The sequence below is a fragment of the Clavibacter tessellarius genome, assembly GCF_001618005.1.
GTDB classification, from domain to species: Bacteria; Actinomycetota; Actinomycetes; order Actinomycetales; family Microbacteriaceae; genus Clavibacter; species Clavibacter tessellarius_A.
On the sequence record NZ_LQXA01000042.1, the window covers coordinates 98,377 to 115,114 of the forward strand.

Annotated in this window: 12 protein-coding genes; 8 read left to right on the forward strand and 4 right to left on the reverse strand. The window is 70.4% G+C overall.

Features of this window, described 5'->3' with window-relative positions; genetic code table 11:
* The first annotated feature begins 262 nt into the window (after positions 1-262).
* Positions 263-1,588, forward strand: coding sequence for a Fic family protein (locus AWH51_RS15735; RefSeq protein ID WP_175345516.1), 1,326 nt, complete (start codon positions 263-265; stop codon positions 1,586-1,588).
* Between the two features lie 18 nt (positions 1,589-1,606).
* Here the strand turns inward: AWH51_RS15735 and AWH51_RS11440 are convergent, their stop codons facing one another.
* Both AWH51_RS11440 and AWH51_RS11445 read right to left on the reverse strand, forming a co-directional pair.
* Positions 1,607-2,848: an acyl-CoA dehydrogenase family protein gene (locus AWH51_RS11440; RefSeq protein ID WP_063072199.1), complete on the reverse strand. Its 1,242-nt coding sequence runs from the start codon at positions 2,846-2,848 to the stop codon at positions 1,607-1,609.
* On the reverse strand, positions 2,845-4,215 hold the full coding sequence (locus AWH51_RS11445) for an LLM class flavin-dependent oxidoreductase (protein ID WP_063072200.1): 1,371 nt from the start codon (positions 4,213-4,215) through the stop codon (positions 2,845-2,847). The genes AWH51_RS11440 and AWH51_RS11445 overlap by 4 nt, the downstream gene beginning before the upstream one ends.
* 260 nt (positions 4,216-4,475) lie before the next feature.
* Here AWH51_RS11445 and AWH51_RS11450 point away from each other — a divergent pair, with 260 nt between their 5' ends.
* The 6 genes from AWH51_RS11450 (at position 4,476) to AWH51_RS11475 (ending at position 13,321) form a co-directional block, all read left to right on the forward strand.
* A complete protein-coding gene (locus tag AWH51_RS11450; RefSeq protein WP_063072201.1) occupies positions 4,476-5,405 on the forward strand; it encodes a trypsin-like serine peptidase in 930 nt (309 codons plus the stop codon).
* 174 nt (positions 5,406-5,579) lie between these two features.
* On the forward strand, positions 5,580-6,545 hold the full coding sequence (locus AWH51_RS11455; protein ID WP_063072202.1) for a trypsin-like serine peptidase: 966 nt from the start codon (positions 5,580-5,582) through the stop codon (positions 6,543-6,545).
* A gap of 90 nt (positions 6,546-6,635) precedes the next feature.
* The gene (locus AWH51_RS11460) at positions 6,636-7,598 is read left to right on the forward strand and encodes a trypsin-like serine peptidase (RefSeq protein ID WP_063072203.1); all 963 of its coding nucleotides are present in this window, start codon (positions 6,636-6,638) and stop codon (positions 7,596-7,598) included.
* 269 nt (positions 7,599-7,867) lie between these two features.
* Positions 7,868-9,361: an MFS transporter gene (locus AWH51_RS11465; protein ID WP_063072204.1), complete on the forward strand. Its 1,494-nt coding sequence runs from the start codon at positions 7,868-7,870 to the stop codon at positions 9,359-9,361.
* 125 nt (positions 9,362-9,486) lie between these two features.
* Positions 9,487-9,978: a GNAT family N-acetyltransferase gene (locus AWH51_RS11470; RefSeq protein ID WP_063072205.1), complete on the forward strand. Its 492-nt coding sequence runs from the start codon at positions 9,487-9,489 to the stop codon at positions 9,976-9,978.
* A 334-nt stretch (positions 9,979-10,312) separates the two neighbouring features.
* On the forward strand, positions 10,313-13,321 hold the full coding sequence (locus AWH51_RS11475; RefSeq protein ID WP_254654550.1) for a DEAD/DEAH box helicase: 3,009 nt from the start codon (positions 10,313-10,315) through the stop codon (positions 13,319-13,321).
* A gap of 7 nt (positions 13,322-13,328) precedes the next feature.
* Here AWH51_RS11475 and AWH51_RS11480 read toward each other — a convergent pair whose 3' ends face one another.
* On the reverse strand, positions 13,329-14,597 hold the full coding sequence (locus AWH51_RS11480) for a PASTA domain-containing protein (RefSeq protein WP_063072206.1): 1,269 nt from the start codon (positions 14,595-14,597) through the stop codon (positions 13,329-13,331).
* Positions 14,598-14,726: 129 nt separating this feature from the next.
* The gene (locus AWH51_RS11485; protein ID WP_063072207.1) at positions 14,727-15,194 is read right to left on the reverse strand and encodes a very short patch repair endonuclease; all 468 of its coding nucleotides are present in this window, start codon (positions 15,192-15,194) and stop codon (positions 14,727-14,729) included.
* Between the two features lie 71 nt (positions 15,195-15,265).
* On the opposite strand from AWH51_RS11485, the gene AWH51_RS11490 reads away from it, so the two are divergent.
* Positions 15,266-16,285: a GIY-YIG nuclease family protein gene (locus AWH51_RS11490; protein ID WP_063072208.1), complete on the forward strand. Its 1,020-nt coding sequence runs from the start codon at positions 15,266-15,268 to the stop codon at positions 16,283-16,285.
* Positions 16,286-16,738 lie beyond the last annotated feature (453 nt).

Below are 16,738 nucleotides of genomic sequence, written 5' to 3' on the forward strand. Positions count from 1 at the left end.
GGCTCGATAACGAGTCAGAAACAAAACGCTGCCTGTCTTCAGTCCGCAACACCGGCCCGAATGGGGGTCTTGCGCATTGACTTTAATTGATGCAAGCTTCTTTAATTCTTTCGAGCGGGAACTGGAAGGTGGAATGCATACCAGCGTCACCGATGGCGTCTTTTCCGAAATAACGTGAGCTCACGTCAAGACCGAAGCCCTTAGATGAACGGAACTACACATGTCTGCCGCTACAGACTTACTACAACTGACGCCTTACCTGGTGGAAACAGACGAGGTGTCTTCACGCCGCCTCGAAAAAGCTCAAGAAAAGTCACAAGAGACGCACCGGCGCGCCGTCCTCACAAGTCAACGGATCAAATCTGAGGCGAACGCGATTCTCGGCCCATATCTCGTTGCAACGCGCTCTGATCTTGTAACCGAGAGCAACACGATGGAGGGCATGCGCTGGAATAAAGGGGACGTCCGGCAGTCAATCAAGGATAATCAAGCTCTACTCGTCGGCCCTCTTCATTCGCTAACTGAGACCGTACGAGCGGATCCGAAGTTGTACGAAGTTCTCGGGCTCTATCGCGCCCACGAAATAGCAGATACATGGCTGGAAGACGAGCATGCTCCTCGGGCCGCAGACATCAGAGCGCTTCATAAGCTTATTTTGGGAGACGTCCGAGGCAGCGGCTCCTATAAGCAGTTCGAGAATCAAATAGCAGGACGACCTGACCACCGGACCACTTCGCCGAACGAAGTTGGTCGAGTCATGCTTGAGTTGAGCGATTGGTGGGCCAATAGCACTGGAGAACCGCTCCTTACCGCTACGGCCGTGCACGCCTGGCTGGCCCACATCCATCCGTTCGAAGATGGCAATGGGCGTACGGCGCGAATTCTTGCAAACATTGAGTTAGCTCGCCACAACTACCCACCACTACTGCTGCGGGCCGACAGTGATCGAGGAGAATACTACGCTGCCCTGCAGGCGAGCGACGAAGGAGACTTGCTCCCGTTGTACGAGTTGTTCGAAAAGGCTATTCGGCGCCAGTCGAAGCTAATGGCAAGATCCACTTATCTTCAAGAGATTATTGACGACCGCCTACTGTCTAGTATCGAAGACAAGTACAACTTGTGGCAAGCATCGCTCAACCGATTTTCAGTTGCCATGGCAGAGCACGCCCGGCGAGCTAGACTGAACTTCACCGTTCAGGGGACCCTAAGCTTAGAGGAATTTGGGCTCCTCTTGGAGCGCGACTCTGCAGGTAATGGTTGGTATGCCAAAATATCACACGGCCGACAGGAGGAGTGGCTCCTCTGGTTCGGGTTCCAGACACTGACATGGAATGACATGTCCGCCGACGCGTCTCCATATCCTTCTATCTTTATATCTCGTCGAGACGCGAACCCAAAAGCCATCCATCCATTTTCACCCACCTTTGAGACGCAAGATCTAGAAGGGCAGGTATGGGATGAAATGCAAATAATTCCTGCTCGAGCGAACCCGGTGTTATTAAGGACTCGATTCGACATGGCAGAAGTATCTCCGGAGGCTGCAGCCTCTGCCCTCATTCGAACCCTCGGATCTGGATTCTCAGTATAACAAGCTCCTTGTAAGCCCTCAGCGCGGGAACGCCGTCGCGCCCACCTTCTCGTAGGCGGCCCACGCGTCCACCGGGCCGCGGCCCGCGACCGCGTGCTCGCCGATCACCCGCGCCTTGTAGACGGCCGGGTTGTGGCTCGCGACGACGCGCGCGTTGCGCCAGTGCCGGTCGAGCGCGCGGCCGCCGGAGGTCGCGGACGCTCCCCCGACCTCGAACAGCCGCGTCGCGGCGGCGGGCACCTCGTCGACCGCGTGCACCTGCGCGCGGTAGACCGCGTCCTCGGCGGCGTCGAGGGTCGGCCGGTCGAGGGCCTCCCCGGGCGGCGCGGTGGCGACGGCGTCGTCGAGGAGCGCGGCAGCGGCGAGGGTCGCGGCGCGCACGGCGAAGGCGGCCGTGGAGATCCGGCCGACGACCTCGAGCACCTGCGGGTCGTCCTTCGGGAGCGCCGCGGTGGCGTGGATGTAGGTGCGCGTGCGGCTGCGCACGAAGGCCACCGCGTCGCGCTCGACCTCCTGCGCGATCCCCGCCAGCACCGCCACGAGGTACAGCTGGTAGAAGGCCTGGATGTGGCTCAGCGGCGCCTCGCGGTAGGCGGTGACGGTCGCCGGATCCACCTCCACGGCCTCGAAGGTCGTCGTGCCGCTCGCGGTGAGCGTCTGGCCGAAGGCGTCCCAGTCGTCGACCGCGGTGACGCCCGGCGCATCGGTCGGGATCGCGAGCGTCACGCGCTCGACGCCGTCGGCGGCTGCGCGACCGGCGGCCAGGTAGATCCAGTCGGAGTAGAGCGTGCCGGTGGAGTAGTACTTGGTGCCGTCGAGGAGCCAGCGGCCGTCGCGCTCCGTGAGCGTCGTCGAGATGTCGGCGAGCGTGTTCCCGGTCTGCTCGCTGGTGGCGTTCCCGACGATGGCGCCGGACGCGATGCGGCGGATCCACTCCTCGCGTGCCGGACCCGGCGGCCGGCGCAGCACGAGCTCGACGTAGCCGAAGTGGCCGCGGAGCAGGTGCCCGACGTTCGCGTCGGCCGCCGACAGCTCGACCACGAGCTCCACGAGCTGGGCCAGGGACGCGCCGCGCCCGCCGTCGGCGACGGGCAGGCGGATCGCGCCGAAACCCGCCTCGCGGAGCAGCGCGACGGCGTCGAACGCGAGCTCCCGGGCACGCTCGCGGGCGACGGCGCCCTCGCGGATCCGGTCGAACAGCGGCAGGAACTCGGCCCGCAGCTCGGCGGTGGAGGAGCCCGACGCTGAGGCGACCGTCACGAGAACGCGCCCCGGTAGGCCGCCGCCGGGTGCGACTCCGGCAGCCGGTCGCGTCCCGTGAGCTTGTGCCGGAGCGTGCCGGGTGCGTACTCGCGCTGCTGGAGGCCGCGCTCCTGGAGCACCGGCGTCACGTGGTCGACGAAGTCCTCGTAGCTGCCGGGCAGGGTCCAGTTGATGACGTTGATGCCGTCGACGCCCGCCTCCTGCCAGCCCGCGAGCACGTCCGCGATCTGCTCGGGCGTGCCCACCACGCGACCGCGCAGCTTCGCGGAGAGCCGCGCGAGGTCGGCGATGGTCGGCTCACGGTCGGGCGACGCCTCGCGCAGCCAGTTCAGGTGGCTCTGCCCGGCCTGCGTCTCGACCTCGGAGAGCGGTGTCGCCGGATCCAGCTGCTCGCCGGTCTTCGGGTCGAAGCCGAGGTTGGAGTGCAGGAGGAACCCGTCGGCCGAGAGGTACTCGTCGATCTCGGCCTCGTTGCGCTTCGCCTCCTCCTCCGTGCTGCCCGTGATGAAGGAGAGCCCGAGCCAGAAGGAGAGGTCGTCCGCCCGGCGTCCGGCGTCCACGGCGAGCGCCCGGGTGTCCTCGATGAGGGCGCGGGTCTTCTCGGGCGTCGACGACAGGATGAACTGCGCCTCCGCGTTCCGGGCGGCGAACCGGCGGCCCACGGGCGAGGATCCGGCCTGGAACAGCACGGGCGTGCGCTGCGGCGACGGCGACGACAGGTGCGGGCCGGCCACCCTGTAGCGCGGCCCTTCGTGGTCGATGCGGTGGATCCGGGACGCGTCCGAGAACACCCCGCGCGCCTTGTCGCGCTGGAGCGCGTCGTCGTCCCACGAACCCTCCCACAGCTTGTAGACGACGTCGAGGTACTCGTCGGCCCAGGCGTAGCGGGCGTCGTGGTCCTCGAGGCCGTCGTGCCCGAAGTTGCGGGCGGCGCCGTCGAGCGCGCTCGTCACGACGTTCCAGGCGATGCGCCCGCGCGTGATGTGGTCGAGCGTCGAGACCTTGCGCGCGAAGTCGAACGGGTGCGCCTGGAGCACGGAGCTCGTGAACGCGAAGCCGAGGTGCTCGGTGCTCACGGCGAGCGCCGAGATAAGCACCGACGGGTCGTTGCTCGGGAACTGCAGGCCCTCGCGCGCGTTCACGTCGTAGGCGCCGTCGCCCGGACCGTAGAGCCCGACCACGTCCGCGAAGAACATGGCGTCGAAGCGGCCTCGCTCGAGCGTCTGCGCGAGGTCGACCCACAGGCGCACGTCGTCGAACTCGTGCTGCCGCGCCGACGGGTGGCGCCACAGCCCGTGCTGGATGTGGCTCGCGGTGTTCATCACGAACGCGGCGAAGCGGAGCGGGGGCCGGGCGTCGGGCATGGGGGTCCTCTCGTCGGGATCCCAGCGTCGCACGGGTGGGGAAATGCGGGCCCGGCGGATGTAGCGGTCCGTCACATGGGAGTTGTGCACCGCGCACACAGGAACGCCCCAGCAGCCGCTACCGTCAGCGCACACGGACGCGGGGCCACGATCTGGCGCCCGGCCCGTGCCCTCCTCTCCATCTGCACCTGCACCTGCACCTGCCCCCTCCGGCGCCGACGCTCGTCCGCGCCGTCACTCCCCCGCCAGGAAGGTCCCTCATGCACCCCCATCACCCGCGTTCGCACCGTCGAACCTCTGCCGCGATCGCTGCCGTCTGCCTCGGCGCCGCCCTCCTCGGCGCCGCGGCACCCGCGTCCGCCGCCCACCGGGACGCGTCCGCGTCCGTCGTCCGCGTCGCGGTGCCCGCCGCGCAGGGCTCCGACGCGGTCGCCTACTGGACGCCCGAGCGCCTGGCCGCCGCGACGGAGGACTCCGGCTCCGGCGACGCCGCATCGGACGCCGTGAGTTCGGACGCCGCGCGCACCAACGACCAGGCCGAGCAGGTCGCCACCGTGTCGCACATCGGTCGCATCTACTACGTGCAGGAGGGCTCCGGCCACTTCTGCTCGGCGAACGTGGTCGACTCCGCGAACGGCTCGACCATCGCGACGGCCGGGCACTGCGTCACCCGTGACCAGACCTTCTCGACCAAGATGGTGTTCTACCCGCAGTACGAGTCGGGCGGCTCCCCTTACGGCGTCTGGCCCGTCGTCGGCGGCAACGTGCTCACCGGCTGGTACCAGAAGAACGACGACGACCAGGCGGAGGACACGGCCTTCATGGCCGTCGCGCCCGACAGCGACGGGGACACCGTCGCCAGCGTGGTCGGCTCATCGCCCGTGCTCTTCGACCAGCCGGCCACGCAGCTCGTCTCGGCGTACGGCTACCCCGCCGTCGGGCGCTTCGACGGCGAGCACCTCGACCGGTGCATCGGCACGGGCACGGCAGCGGGCACCGCGCAGATCGACCTGGCGTGCGACATGACGGGTGGCGTCTCCGGCGGCCCGATCTTCGCCGGCGCGGGCAGCGATGGCGCGCAGTTCTCGAACGTGGCCGAGTACGACTACACGGTCACCCACAACATCGGTCCGCTCTGGCAGGCGGCGGCGCAGTCGGCGCACGACCTCACCGGGGCGATCGGGACCTGATCCCGCACGGGGGACGACGAGCGCTCCGCGTCACGCGGGCGACGTCGTCCCCCACCGCCGGCATCCGCCGTCGGGATCGCCGCACCAGGAGACAGGCACCACCCGCATCACGGCGCGGACGACCGTCCGCGTCGTCTCCGCCACGAGCCCGTGGCCCTCTCCGAAAGATGCTCCATGCCCTCTCGCATCACCCCCTCCGCACGCCGGCCCCTCGCCGCCGTCGCCGTCATCGGCCTCACGGCCGCCCTCCTGGGCGTCGCCTCCGCGGCGTACGCCCACGAGTCGACGGCACCCGCCGTCGCCGCCCTCTCCGCGTCCGGCTCGGCGTCGGCCGGCGGCTTCGCGGTCTCGAGCGCCGAGGCCGCGTCCGCCGTCGCGGTCTGGACCCCGGAGCGTCGCGCCGCGGCCATCGACCTCGACGGCGTCAGCGGATCCGCGCCCGCCCACGACGCGCTCGCCGCGTCGGCCGCATCCGCCGTCTCGAACGCGCAGCGGATCGCGCCGGTGTCGCACATGGGCCGCCTCTTCATCCACCGGGACGGCGACTACTTCTCCTGCAGCGCCAACGTGGTGGAGTCGGCGAACCGGTCGACCATCGCCACCGCCGGCCACTGCCTCACCTCGCACCAGGTGTTCTCGACCGACATGGTCTTCTACCCGGGCTACGAGGAGGGCCAGCCCGCCGTCGGCGAGTTCCCCGTCGTCGGCGGCAACGTCACGACCGGGTGGTACCAGCGGAACGACGGCGACCAGGCCGAGGACACGGCGTTCCTCGCCGTCGGCCACGACGCCGCGGGAGACGACCTCCAGAGCGTCGCCGGTGCGTCCCCCGTCCGCTTCTTCGAGCCGGCCGCGCAGGAGGCCAGCATGTACGGCTACCCCGCCGGGCCCCCTTTCGACGGGAGCGAGCTGGAGCGCTGCGTCGGCCCGGGCCACGCGACCTCGGCCATGCAGATCGACCTCGCCTGCAACATGACCGGCGGCGTGTCCGGCGGCCCGATCCTCCAGGGCGACGGGCCCGACGGTGCGCAGTTCGGGAACGTGGCCGAGCTGTCGTCCGACGGGACGCACAACGTCGGTCCGCTCTGGCAGGACGACGCGGAGTCCGCCTACGACCTCACGGCGGCCATCGCCGTGTGATCCCGGAGCCGACACGGCTCCACGACGCATCGACCGGGCGCGGACGCCGTCCGCGCCCGGTCCCCACCCCAGTGCTCCCGAGAGGATCCCATGTCCCACCGCACCGCTCCCCCCGCCCGACGGCGCCTCACCGCCGTCGCCGCCGTCTGCCTCGGCGCCGCCCTCCTGGGCGCCGCGTCGTCGGCCACCGCCGCCGAGCACGCGACCGCGATCGCGCCGAGGGCCGACGCCGTCCGGGTCGCCGTCGACGTGACGAGCGCGCAGGCCGACGACGCCGTCGCGTTCTGGACGTCCGAACGCCGCGCCGCCGCGATCGACGCGGACGCACTCACCGCCACGTCGGACGACGCGGCCCGCTCCGACGCCGTGCGCCCGGACGCCGCCGCGGACTCCGCCCGCGCCGTCCCGGCGGCCCCGGTCTCCCACATCGGCCGGATGTACTACATGCAGGCCGGCGTCGGCTACGCGTGCACGGCCAACGTGGTCGAGTCGGCGAATCGGTCGACCATCGCGACCGCGGGCCACTGCATCACCCAGCACCAGGTCTTCTCGGACCACATGATCTTCTACCCCGGCTTCGACTCCGGGCCCTCGGCCTCCGGCGCGTGGCCGATCATCACCGGCTACGTCCCCTCCGGCTGGTACGAGCGCAACGAGAACGACCAGTTCGACGACAGCGGCTTCCTCGCCGTGAAGCGGGACACCTCCGGTCGCGACATCCAGAGCGTCGTGGGTGCCTCGCCCGTGCTGTTCGACCAGTCGAACGCCGAGCGCGCGGCGGTCTACGGCTACCCGGCCGCGGGCCGCTTCGACGGCCAGACGCTGCAGCGGTGCGGCGGCCTGACCGAGGGCGTGTCCGTGGAGGAGTTCGCGCTCCCCTGCGACATGAACGCCGGATCCTCCGGCAGCCCCGTCTTCGCGGGCGACACCGCCGACGGCCCGCAGTTCGCCAACGTCGCGGAGCACTACGGCGACAGCAGCCACGTGCTCGGCCCCGTCTGGCAGGGCACGGAGCACGACGCGTACGACCTGGCGGCGGCCGTCGCGAACTGACGGGACACCACGCCCCGAGGGCGGTCGGTGGGCGCGATGCCCGCCGACCGCCCTCGTGCGTGCGGGGCGTCCGCCGGTGCGGTGTCCGCCGTGACGCGCTCGGCTCGCTCCGCAGTCCCCTCCGCGTGTGACGTCCCGTGACCGGCGGGCGTTACGCGGCGTGACCGCGGGCCTTCCCCATGCGGGGGATCACGGGCCACGGTGGGCGGCACCCGAGCGGATCCCCGCCCGGCCTCCCCCTGCACCGCAGCCGCACCGCTGGAGACGCCATGACCACCGCCCCGCCCGCCGCATCCGCCGCCCCGCCCGCCACGCCGCCCGGCGGACCCGCCTCGCCCGCCGCGCCCGAGGCTCCGGCCGACGTGTCCCGCCGCCGACGCCGCGTCCTCACGGCGTCGTTCATCGGCACCACCGTCGAGTACTACGACTTCTACCTCTACGCCACGGCGTCCGCGCTCGTGTTCGGCAGCCAGTTCTTCCCGAACCAGACGCCCGCGGTCGGCCTGCTCTCGTCGTTCGCCGCGTACGGCGTGGGGTTCCTCGCGCGGCCCATCGGCGGGATCGTCGCCGGGCACCTCGGCGACCGCATCGGCCGCAAGCGCATGCTCGTCTACTCGCTGGTGCTCATGGGCATCGCGTCGACGCTCATCGGCGTCCTGCCCACCTACGCGACCATCGGCCTCGCGAGCGTCGTCGGCCTCGTCTTCCTGCGTCTCGTGCAGGGCATCGCGGCGGGTGCCGAGTGGGGCGGATCCGCGCTGCTGTCCGTCGAGCACGCCCCCGCCCACCGCCGCGGCCTCTTCGGCGCGTTCACGCAGATGGGATCCGCGGGCGGCATGCTGCTGGCCACCGGCGTCTTCGCGGCCACGCGCTTCGGCCTCGGCGAGGAGACGTTCCTCGCGTGGGGCTGGCGCCTGCCGTTCCTCCTCAGCGCCGTGCTCGTGGCCGTGGGCCTCGTGATCCGCCTCCGCGTGGAGGACGCCGCCGAGTTCCGCGACATCAAGGCCGCCGGGCAGGTGGAGCGCTTCCCGCTCGGCGTCGTGCTGCGGAAGCACCCGCGCGCCGTGCTCATCACCGCCGGCCTCCGCCTCGTGCAGCCCGCGCTCTACTCGATCCTCACCGTCTACACGCTCTCCTACCTCGCCCAGAAGCGCGGCGACTCGGGCGTCGCTCTCACATCGGTGCTCATCGTCTCGGCGCTCAGCGTGCTGACGACGCCGCTCTGGGGCTGGATCTCCGACCGGGTCGGCCGCCGCCGCCTCACCATCGCGAGCGCGGCCGGCATCGGGATCCTCATCTGGCCGTTCTTCGCGTTCCTCGACTCCGGCCCGCTGCTGCTCCTGCCGCTCGTCTTCGCGCTCGGCATGAACGTCTTCCACGACTCGATCTACGGCCCGCAGGCCGCGTGGTTCGCCGAGCAGTTCCCGACGGGCGTCCGCTACAGCGGCGTCTCGCTCGGCTACCAGGTCGGCAGCATCTTCTCCGTCGGCCTCACGCCGCTGCTCGCCGTGCTGTTCCTCCAGTGGGGCGGCGGATCCCCGTGGATCCTCTGCGCGTACATCGGGCTGTACGCGGTGCTGACGATCGCGGCGGCGCTCGCGGCGAAGGATCCGGCGCGGGAGGCGGTCGCGGGGCGGCGGGGTGCTGCTGCGGCCGGGGCCGGGGCCGGGGCCGGCTCCGGCTACGGCTCCCGCGGCGAGGACGACGCGGCCGGGTCCGTCGCGGTCGAGCTCCGGGAGCGGGAGCGCGCGACGGCGCGGTAGCGACGGGTGGTCGAGGGTGGGGTGGATGCGCCCCACCCCTCGATGCGTCCGCGACCGTCCGCGTTCCCGGCCCGGTCTCGCATCGACGGCCCGTCCACGGCGGACGGCACCCGTATCGTGTCGGCATGACCGCCGCACCGACCGTCCGCCCCGCCGTGCCCGCCGACGCCGACGGAATCGCCGAGGTCCACATCCGCACCTGGCAGGAGACGTACGCGCACCTGCTGCCGGCGTCGTACCTCGACGGGCTCGACGTCGCGGCGCGCGCCGAGGACTGGCGCGGCACGCTGACCTCCTCGTCCGCAGCGCCGCCCTTCGTCGCGCTCATCGGCGACCGCATCGTCGGCTTCGCCCTCTCGGGACCGGCGCGCGACGAGGATCCGCCCCGCCCCTTCCAGCTCTACGCGATCAACATGGTCGCCTCCGCCCACGGCTCGGGCGCCGGCCAGGCCCTGTTCGACGCGGCCGTCGGCGACTCCCCCGCCTACCTCTGGGCCGCCGACGACAACCCGCGCGCTGAGGCCTTCTACCGGCGCAACGGGTTCACGCGCGACGGCGGGGTGGAGCGGCAGATGTACCAGGGGGCGGAGATGGTCACGGTGCGGATGGTGCGGTGAGGGTGGCCGGGCGGCGCATCTCCGCGCGGCCCGGCACGACCAGTAGCCGCTATACCACGCGCCGCGCCCTCGGAGTGCGGCGCCCCCGAGCCAGCGGCCATCCGTGATCATGTCCGAATGGACGAACGACGCACGCAGGACCATCAGCTCCGCACCTTGCGCTTCTGGCTGCTCTTGGAGCTGCTGAATCCGCAGGCGGCCCCCTCGATCACCTCTCGGACCGACACCTCCGAGGCCCGGGTCACGGCCTGGCGTCCTGGTGATCCCCTGCCGTGGAAGACGATGGCCCCGCCCCCCTCCGCGTCACGGCTCGAAGCGCGTATGGCGGCACACCGTGTACCTCAGTGCGTATCCCCTCGAGGCGACATTCGCGCGACTGCACGCCCTGTTCCCCGAGGATCGCGACGCCTACCAGGAACGCCCGGGCGGCACGACGGCGGCGGCTGGCCTGCTCGTCGACGACGACGGCAGGTACGTCCCCGATTCCGCGATCCTGTCGTCGGCCTCTTGGGCGGTCGGACACCTGTCGAGCTCGGCTACGACGAGCCGGGAGTGGATCGACGGGTTCGGCCGCGCGGCGGAGGCATGGACCGGAGCGGTCGACGAGCACGAGGGTGTGCGTGCGGAGGCGGGGGAAGCCGGCCTCGCTCCCCTCGACGATGAGGCCCTCAGCGGACTCCTCCAGCTGGCCCATGCCTCGGCGGGACTGGTGGGCGATGCCGACCTCGCGACCGACGCCATCCGGATCCAGAGCGTCCCCATGTCGCTCCGGACCGCGGAGGGCGCACCCGAGATCGACTTCCTCAACAGCTTCCACCTCGAGGACCTCACCTCCGTGTCCGAGCAGGTCGCCAAGGGCGAGGTGGGAGCCGCCCTGTCGGCCTACCTCACCGGCGACGGGGACCTGGCGGCGGATCGGCGCGTCGACGTGGTCGCGGACATCGACGCCATGGAAGCAGGCGCCGGGATCGAGCGGCTCCCGAAGGGCAGATGGCCCACGAAGCCGTCGCATCCGCTCGCGACCAGCCAGCAGTTCGCCGTCGACCTCGCGCTGCACGACCTGATGCCGACGGCTGGCCTCATGGGGGTGAACGGCCCGCCCGGGACGGGCAAGACGACGATGCTGCGCGACATCCTGGCGGGCAACGTCACCGAGCGCGCCCGTCGCCTGTCCGCCCTGACGAAGCCCGAGGACGCGTTCACGTCCGTCGTCCACCAGTGGAACGGACCTCAGGGCCACAGGATGTCCGTGCCGCAGCTCCGACCCGAGCTCACGGGCTTCGAGATGGTCGTGGCGTCGTCCAACAACTCCGCGGTGGAGAACATCTCCTCGCAGATCCCCGGACGCGACGCGATCGACGAGAGGTGGCAGGGATCGGCGGACTACTTCGGTGAGCTCGCGTCCCTGGTCATGAGGAGGAACGGCGCGTCCACGCCGTCCTCGGACAGCGACGGCGCGGAGGCGTGGGGACTCGTCGCGGCGAGGCTCGGGCGGAAGGAGAACCGCAGCACGTTCTTCTCCTCCTTCTGGTTCGGAGAGCAGAGCGACGGGCGCGCGGCGGATGGTCGTGCGCCCGTACGGGGCATGCAGGAGCTGCTGACCCAGTGGAGGGACGGGTCGGAGGCGTTCCGTCCGTGGGATGACGCTCGGCGTGCGTTCCAGATCGCCGAGCGGAGGGTCGACGACCTGATCCGCGAGCGGAGCGAGGCGGACGCCAGACGCCGCCTGCTCCCGCGCCTGAGGGAGCAGGAGCACGCGACCGCGGGCGCGGTGGTGCGCCTGGAGACCTGGGCGGCGCAGGTGGAGACCGAGTCCGCGGCTCATGCCGTCGCACGAGCGGAGGCCACTGCGGCGCTCGATCGCGCGGCGGGCAGGATCCAGGACCATGTGCTCGTCAAGCCGGGCCTCGGGGAGACCTTGTTCACCCTCGGACGCGCGGTCCGTGAGTGGCGTCTGGCGCTGCGGCCGTTGGAGGTCGCGCGGGACCAGGCCGCGGCCCGCGACGACGAGGAGCGACGACGCTCCGAAGCCGATGGCGTCGCCCGGGCACGTGCCGCGGAGGAGGTGCGTGCCGCCCGCCAGGAGCTCTCCGCGGTTCGCCATCGTCTGGCGACGACCACGAAGGAGTGCGAGGCGGACGACGCCCGCGTGCCCGGGCCCCGCCCCGGGGCTGGCCGAGCGGATCACGAGAGGGAGATGATCGCGCCCTGGCTCGACGCGACGCTCGACGCGGCGCGCTCCGATCTGTTCCTCGCGGCCTTGGATCTGCACCGCGACTTCCTCGCCAACGCGGCGTCGACCATGGTCCGTGGTCTGCGCGCCGCATGCCAGGTAGTGGCCGGCAGCTCTCCTGCCGACCTCGAGAGCGAGAAGCTGAAGGCGGCGTGGCAGCTCTTCTTCCTCGTGGTCCCCGCGATCTCCACCACGTTCGCGTCATCGGGCCGCATGTTCGGCTCGCTCGGACGCGAAGCGCTCGGTTGGCTGCTCATCGACGAAGCCGGCCAGGCAGCACCGCAGCACGCCGCCGCCTCGATCTGGCGGGCTCGACGGGTCGTGGCGGTCGGAGATCCCCTCCAGCTCCCGCCGATCATCTCCGTGCCGCAGAAGACCGTCGGGGCGCTCGCGAAGGCGCATGGGGTGACTCCCGCGTGGATCCCGCCTCGTGCGTCGGTGCAGACCCTCGCCGATCGGGTGGCCCGCTTCGGCACATCCCTGCCTCAGGGCGACGAGACCGTGTGGGTGAGCGCACCGCTGCGCGTCCACCGCAGGTGCGACGATCCGATGTTCACGATCTGCAATCGCATGGCGTACGCGGGACTGATGTTCCACGCGGTGCCCGACAGGTCACACGCGACGCCTCCGGACCGGTTCGACGGACCCGACGGTCCTCGCATCACGCCCAGCCACTGGGCAGATGAGCCGGCGACGACTCCCGGCAGCCACCTGCAGCCCGGGCAGTTGCAGCGCACCCGGAGCGCGATCGACTACCTGCTCGGGCTCGGCGTCGGAGCGGATGAGATCATCGCCATCTCGCCCTTCCGTTCGGTCGCGGATCGTCTCGGCGCTCTCAAGCACGACTACCCGGGGCTGACGGCAGGGACCATCCACACCGCCCAGGGACGCGAAGCGGAGGTCGTGCTGCTCGTACTCGGTGGTGATCCCGACAAGCCCGGCGCACGAGCATGGGCGGCGGAGAGCGTCAACCTGCTCAACGTCGCGGTAAGCCGCGCTCGTCGGCGGCTGTACGTGGTCGGCGACCTGGCTGCGTGGCGCCAGCAGCCCTACTTCAGCCAGGTGGCCGCCGCGCTCCCCGCCCAGCGACGCGGAGGCGGCGCCGAGTGAGGTCCCGTCACATCGTGTTCCAGTGGTACTTCCCGCTGGCGTCCGGGCCCTTGCCGCCGCACTTGTAGCTGCGTCCGTTGTCCGCCTGCGCCACGGTGCCCACCGAAGAGCAGAAGCCGCCGGGGTTGATGCCACCGGTCTGCTGCGCGGGCTCGGGAGCCGCCGGCGCCGGAGCGGCCGGCGCAGGTGCCGGCGCGGCCGGCTTCGGAGCGGGAGCCGGAGCCGCGGGCGCGGGGGCCGGCGCGACCGTCGGCTCGACGGTGGGCTCCGGGGCGGGCGCCAGCAGCGTGAGCGTCACTGTGGATCCGCCGTCGACGCGCGACCCCGGCGCCGGGCTCTGAGACTTCACGGTCATGCCGTCGGTGACGCTGGTCTTCTCCCCCGACTCGAGCACGTACTGGACGACGTAGCCGGCCTCGCGGAGCAGCGAGCGGGCATCCGTCGCGGTCTTCGCGCTGACGTCCTCGACGACGTGGACGACCGGCGTGGGCTTCGCGGACGGCGTCGGGGTGGGGCTGGGGGTCGCGGTGGCGACTGCCGCCAACGCGGGCGCTGGAGCCGAACCGGAAGCACCTGCGGGCAGCGCAGCGCCGACGATGAGCATCAGGACGGCGCCGACCGCGGTCACCGTGCCGCGGGGACGCGAGGTGAGGGCGGGGACAAACCCGCGGCGTCCGAAAACGACCGTGTAGAGGGCGGCCGCGAGCGCGACCAAGCCGAGGGACACAAACATGCCCCGGAATCCGCCACCGGCTGCGCTGATGAGGATGACGAGCGCGGCCACGGACGCGACGATCCAGGTCGCCGCCGGATGGATCCCCGGGCGGGTGTCGCCGAGGACCGCGGTCGACGCCGTAGGCGCGACCGGCGCCCCGACGGCCGTGGGGGCGGGCCACGCGGGCGTCGGTGCGGGGATCGCGATGGTCGCCGCCATCCGCTCCGCCTTGGCTCGGACGGTAGCATCGCGCTCCGCGGCCTTGGCCTGCATCGCTGCCTCCCGCTGTGCGACTTTCGCGGCCCGCTGCTGCTCGGCGACGGCGGCGCGCTCGGCCTGGACCCGCGCGGCATCCGCGGCGCGAGCGGCCTTCGCCTGCTCGGCCTGCTGCGCGGCGGCGACGGCGGCCAGCACCGCGTCTTTCGGCGCCTGCGCCTGGGGCGCGACTGGCTGCACCATCGGCGCGAAGTGCTGCGTCCACGCGGCGCCGTCCCAGTAGCGGAGCTGGCCGGATCCGTCGGGGAACCAGCCGGCGGGGGCGGCAGAGGGGACGTCGGGCATGGAGCTCCTCGGGTGCGTGCCGCGACGAAGGGGTACGCGGCAGGTGGTGTCGTCGAGTGACGACGCCTGAGGCTATGAGCGCGCTCTCTCGGGCGTAAGCCCTCGTGTGGGGGTGAAAGGGGGGCGGGGCTACTGGGATCCGCTGCCCCGATCGGCGTCGTCGGGATCCCTCGGAGTCGACACCGACAAGCGCGCCTTCTCGACCGCAGCGATGATCCGGTCCGCCACGTCCCGCGCCGGCTCGCGCTCCCAGAACCGCAGCACGGTCCAGCCCAGGTCGCGGAGCACCGTGCTCACCTCCGCATCGCGCTCGACGTTCCGCGCGAGCTTCGGGATCCAGTAGTCGGCGTTCGCCTTCGGCAGGTGAAGATGATCCGGGCAGCTGTGCCAGAAGCACCCGTCGATGAAGACGGCGATGCGCTGGCGGGTGAACGCTATGTCGGCACGGCTGCGCGTCTCGCGGCACACACGGAAGCCGACTCGGTACCTCATGCCCTCCGTGTGCAGGATCCGCCGCACAGCCAGCTCGGGAGCGGTGTCGCGCCGCTTGTTCGAGCGCATGACTCGTCGGGATGCGTCGGATGAGGCCCAGGACATGGGCAAGAGGAGAACACGGACGTCCGACTCACTCGCCTCGCGCCACAGGTTCGATTGCCTAGCCTGACCTCATGCCCATCCCGTTGCATCCGTTGACCTTCACCCGATACGACATGACGGAAGGAGGGTCTGCTGCCGCGCTGTTCGCCGATTCGTCGGAGGTCAGCGGCATCTACGTCCTCGAATTCGAAGACGAGATGCGGTACGTGGGCCAGACGCGTGAGATCGTCGCCAGGTACGCGACCCACCGTCGCCATCACGGCGACATCGTCGCGCTCAGCTTCGCACCGTGTGCCGTCGCCGACCTCGACGAACACGAGCGGCAGGAGATCCGCAGGCAAGAAGCGCGACACGGACTCCGCAACCTCAGTCTCACCGGCAGGCCCGCCGGAGAAGGGGACCTCGAAGTGTTCGTCGAGAATGGGGAGAGCGTTCTTCTGCCGTGGGATCGCGAGCGGCGTTTGCGCCTCTCCGAGGAAGGCGAGCACACGCAACAGCGCAGGTTCTGGGATCTGGCCCGTCGACCCGATTACGACGCGATGGCGGATGCCCTGGCGATGTACATCGATGAGTGCATCCCTGACCCGTTCGGCACTCAACGGGTCCTGTGGACGATAGCGGCATTGCCCACTACGTCTCGACGATCCCACCGACGCAGGCTCTTCACCCTCTCTTGCGGCGGTCGCGAGACCCTCTTCGCCCATGAGGTCCGGGATGGGAAGAGCAGCCGGCTCGAGATCTGCCTGAACGTCGACGGAGAGCGGGTGCGGGAGTCCCAGTCCACATCCGCAGGACACGCCTTCGCCGCCTCGGTGCTGTTGCGCCTGGAGGAGGTGGCCTATGGCGACGAGATCGTCCACCGAAAAGCGATGCATTCGTGGTCACAGCTGGAATGGGTGATCTCTCGCTCGCAGATCGTGGAGGGGGCCTACCGTCTCAACACCATGTTGATGCGCCGGCGCGCATCGCCCTACCGTCGGCATCACAACCAGCCCTTCGCCGACGATCTCCTGCGTCGCGCGGAGCTCAGGAGCCGATCGACTTCGCCGACTGGCTGTAGCGGATCCCTCCTCACACCAGGCGCTCGATGAACTTCCCGCTGACCTCGGGTCAGATCAGCCCGACCCCGTAGTCGTCCAAGAGACTCTCGAGGTCTCGGGGAGGTTCGGACGGCAGGAGGACGGCCTTGTGCGCGTGATCGAGTGATCGGCCGTAATCGAGAATCTGCACGAGCGCCATTCGCAGGTCATTTCGAGTCGCTGACCCCTTCGCCTCCACGAGAACTCTCCGCGAAAGGTCGAAGGGTCAGCGGACAAGCAAGCAGGATGGCCGGTCCACGTGTGCCGCGAAGGACCCGCTGGCGTCTAGGTCGCTACCCGAAGTTGCTGCCAGTCCAGTTCCGACCCTCTTTTCCTCAGCGAGGAACGAGGGCGCTCACCGCTCATTGCGCTCTTGCAGTATTCTGACGCCGAGCAAAGCCAGCCCAAGGCGTAACGAGAACGTCACGCATCTAGACGATCACCTGTGAGCTTCCATGGGCGAGG

What these genes read in the sequence shown, in the direction of transcription:
- AWH51_RS11490 (WP_063072208.1), top strand. Translation starts at nt 15,266, where the DNA reads ATGCCCATCCCGTTGCATCCGTTGACCTTCACCCGATACGACATGACG.
- AWH51_RS11485 (WP_063072207.1), bottom strand. Translation starts at nt 15,194, where the DNA reads ATGTCCTGGGCCTCATCCGACGCATCCCGACGAGTCATGCGCTCGAAC.
- AWH51_RS11455 (WP_063072202.1), top strand. Translation starts at nt 5,580, where the DNA reads ATGCCCTCTCGCATCACCCCCTCCGCACGCCGGCCCCTCGCCGCCGTC.
- AWH51_RS11445 (WP_063072200.1), bottom strand. Translation starts at nt 4,215, where the DNA reads ATGCCCGACGCCCGGCCCCCGCTCCGCTTCGCCGCGTTCGTGATGAAC.
- AWH51_RS11450 (WP_063072201.1), top strand. Translation starts at nt 4,476, where the DNA reads ATGCACCCCCATCACCCGCGTTCGCACCGTCGAACCTCTGCCGCGATC.
- AWH51_RS11470 (WP_063072205.1), top strand. Translation starts at nt 9,487, where the DNA reads ATGACCGCCGCACCGACCGTCCGCCCCGCCGTGCCCGCCGACGCCGAC.
- AWH51_RS11480 (WP_063072206.1), bottom strand. Translation starts at nt 14,597, where the DNA reads ATGCCCGACGTCCCCTCTGCCGCCCCCGCCGGCTGGTTCCCCGACGGA.
- AWH51_RS11460 (WP_063072203.1), top strand. Translation starts at nt 6,636, where the DNA reads ATGTCCCACCGCACCGCTCCCCCCGCCCGACGGCGCCTCACCGCCGTC.
- AWH51_RS11465 (WP_063072204.1), top strand. Translation starts at nt 7,868, where the DNA reads ATGACCACCGCCCCGCCCGCCGCATCCGCCGCCCCGCCCGCCACGCCG.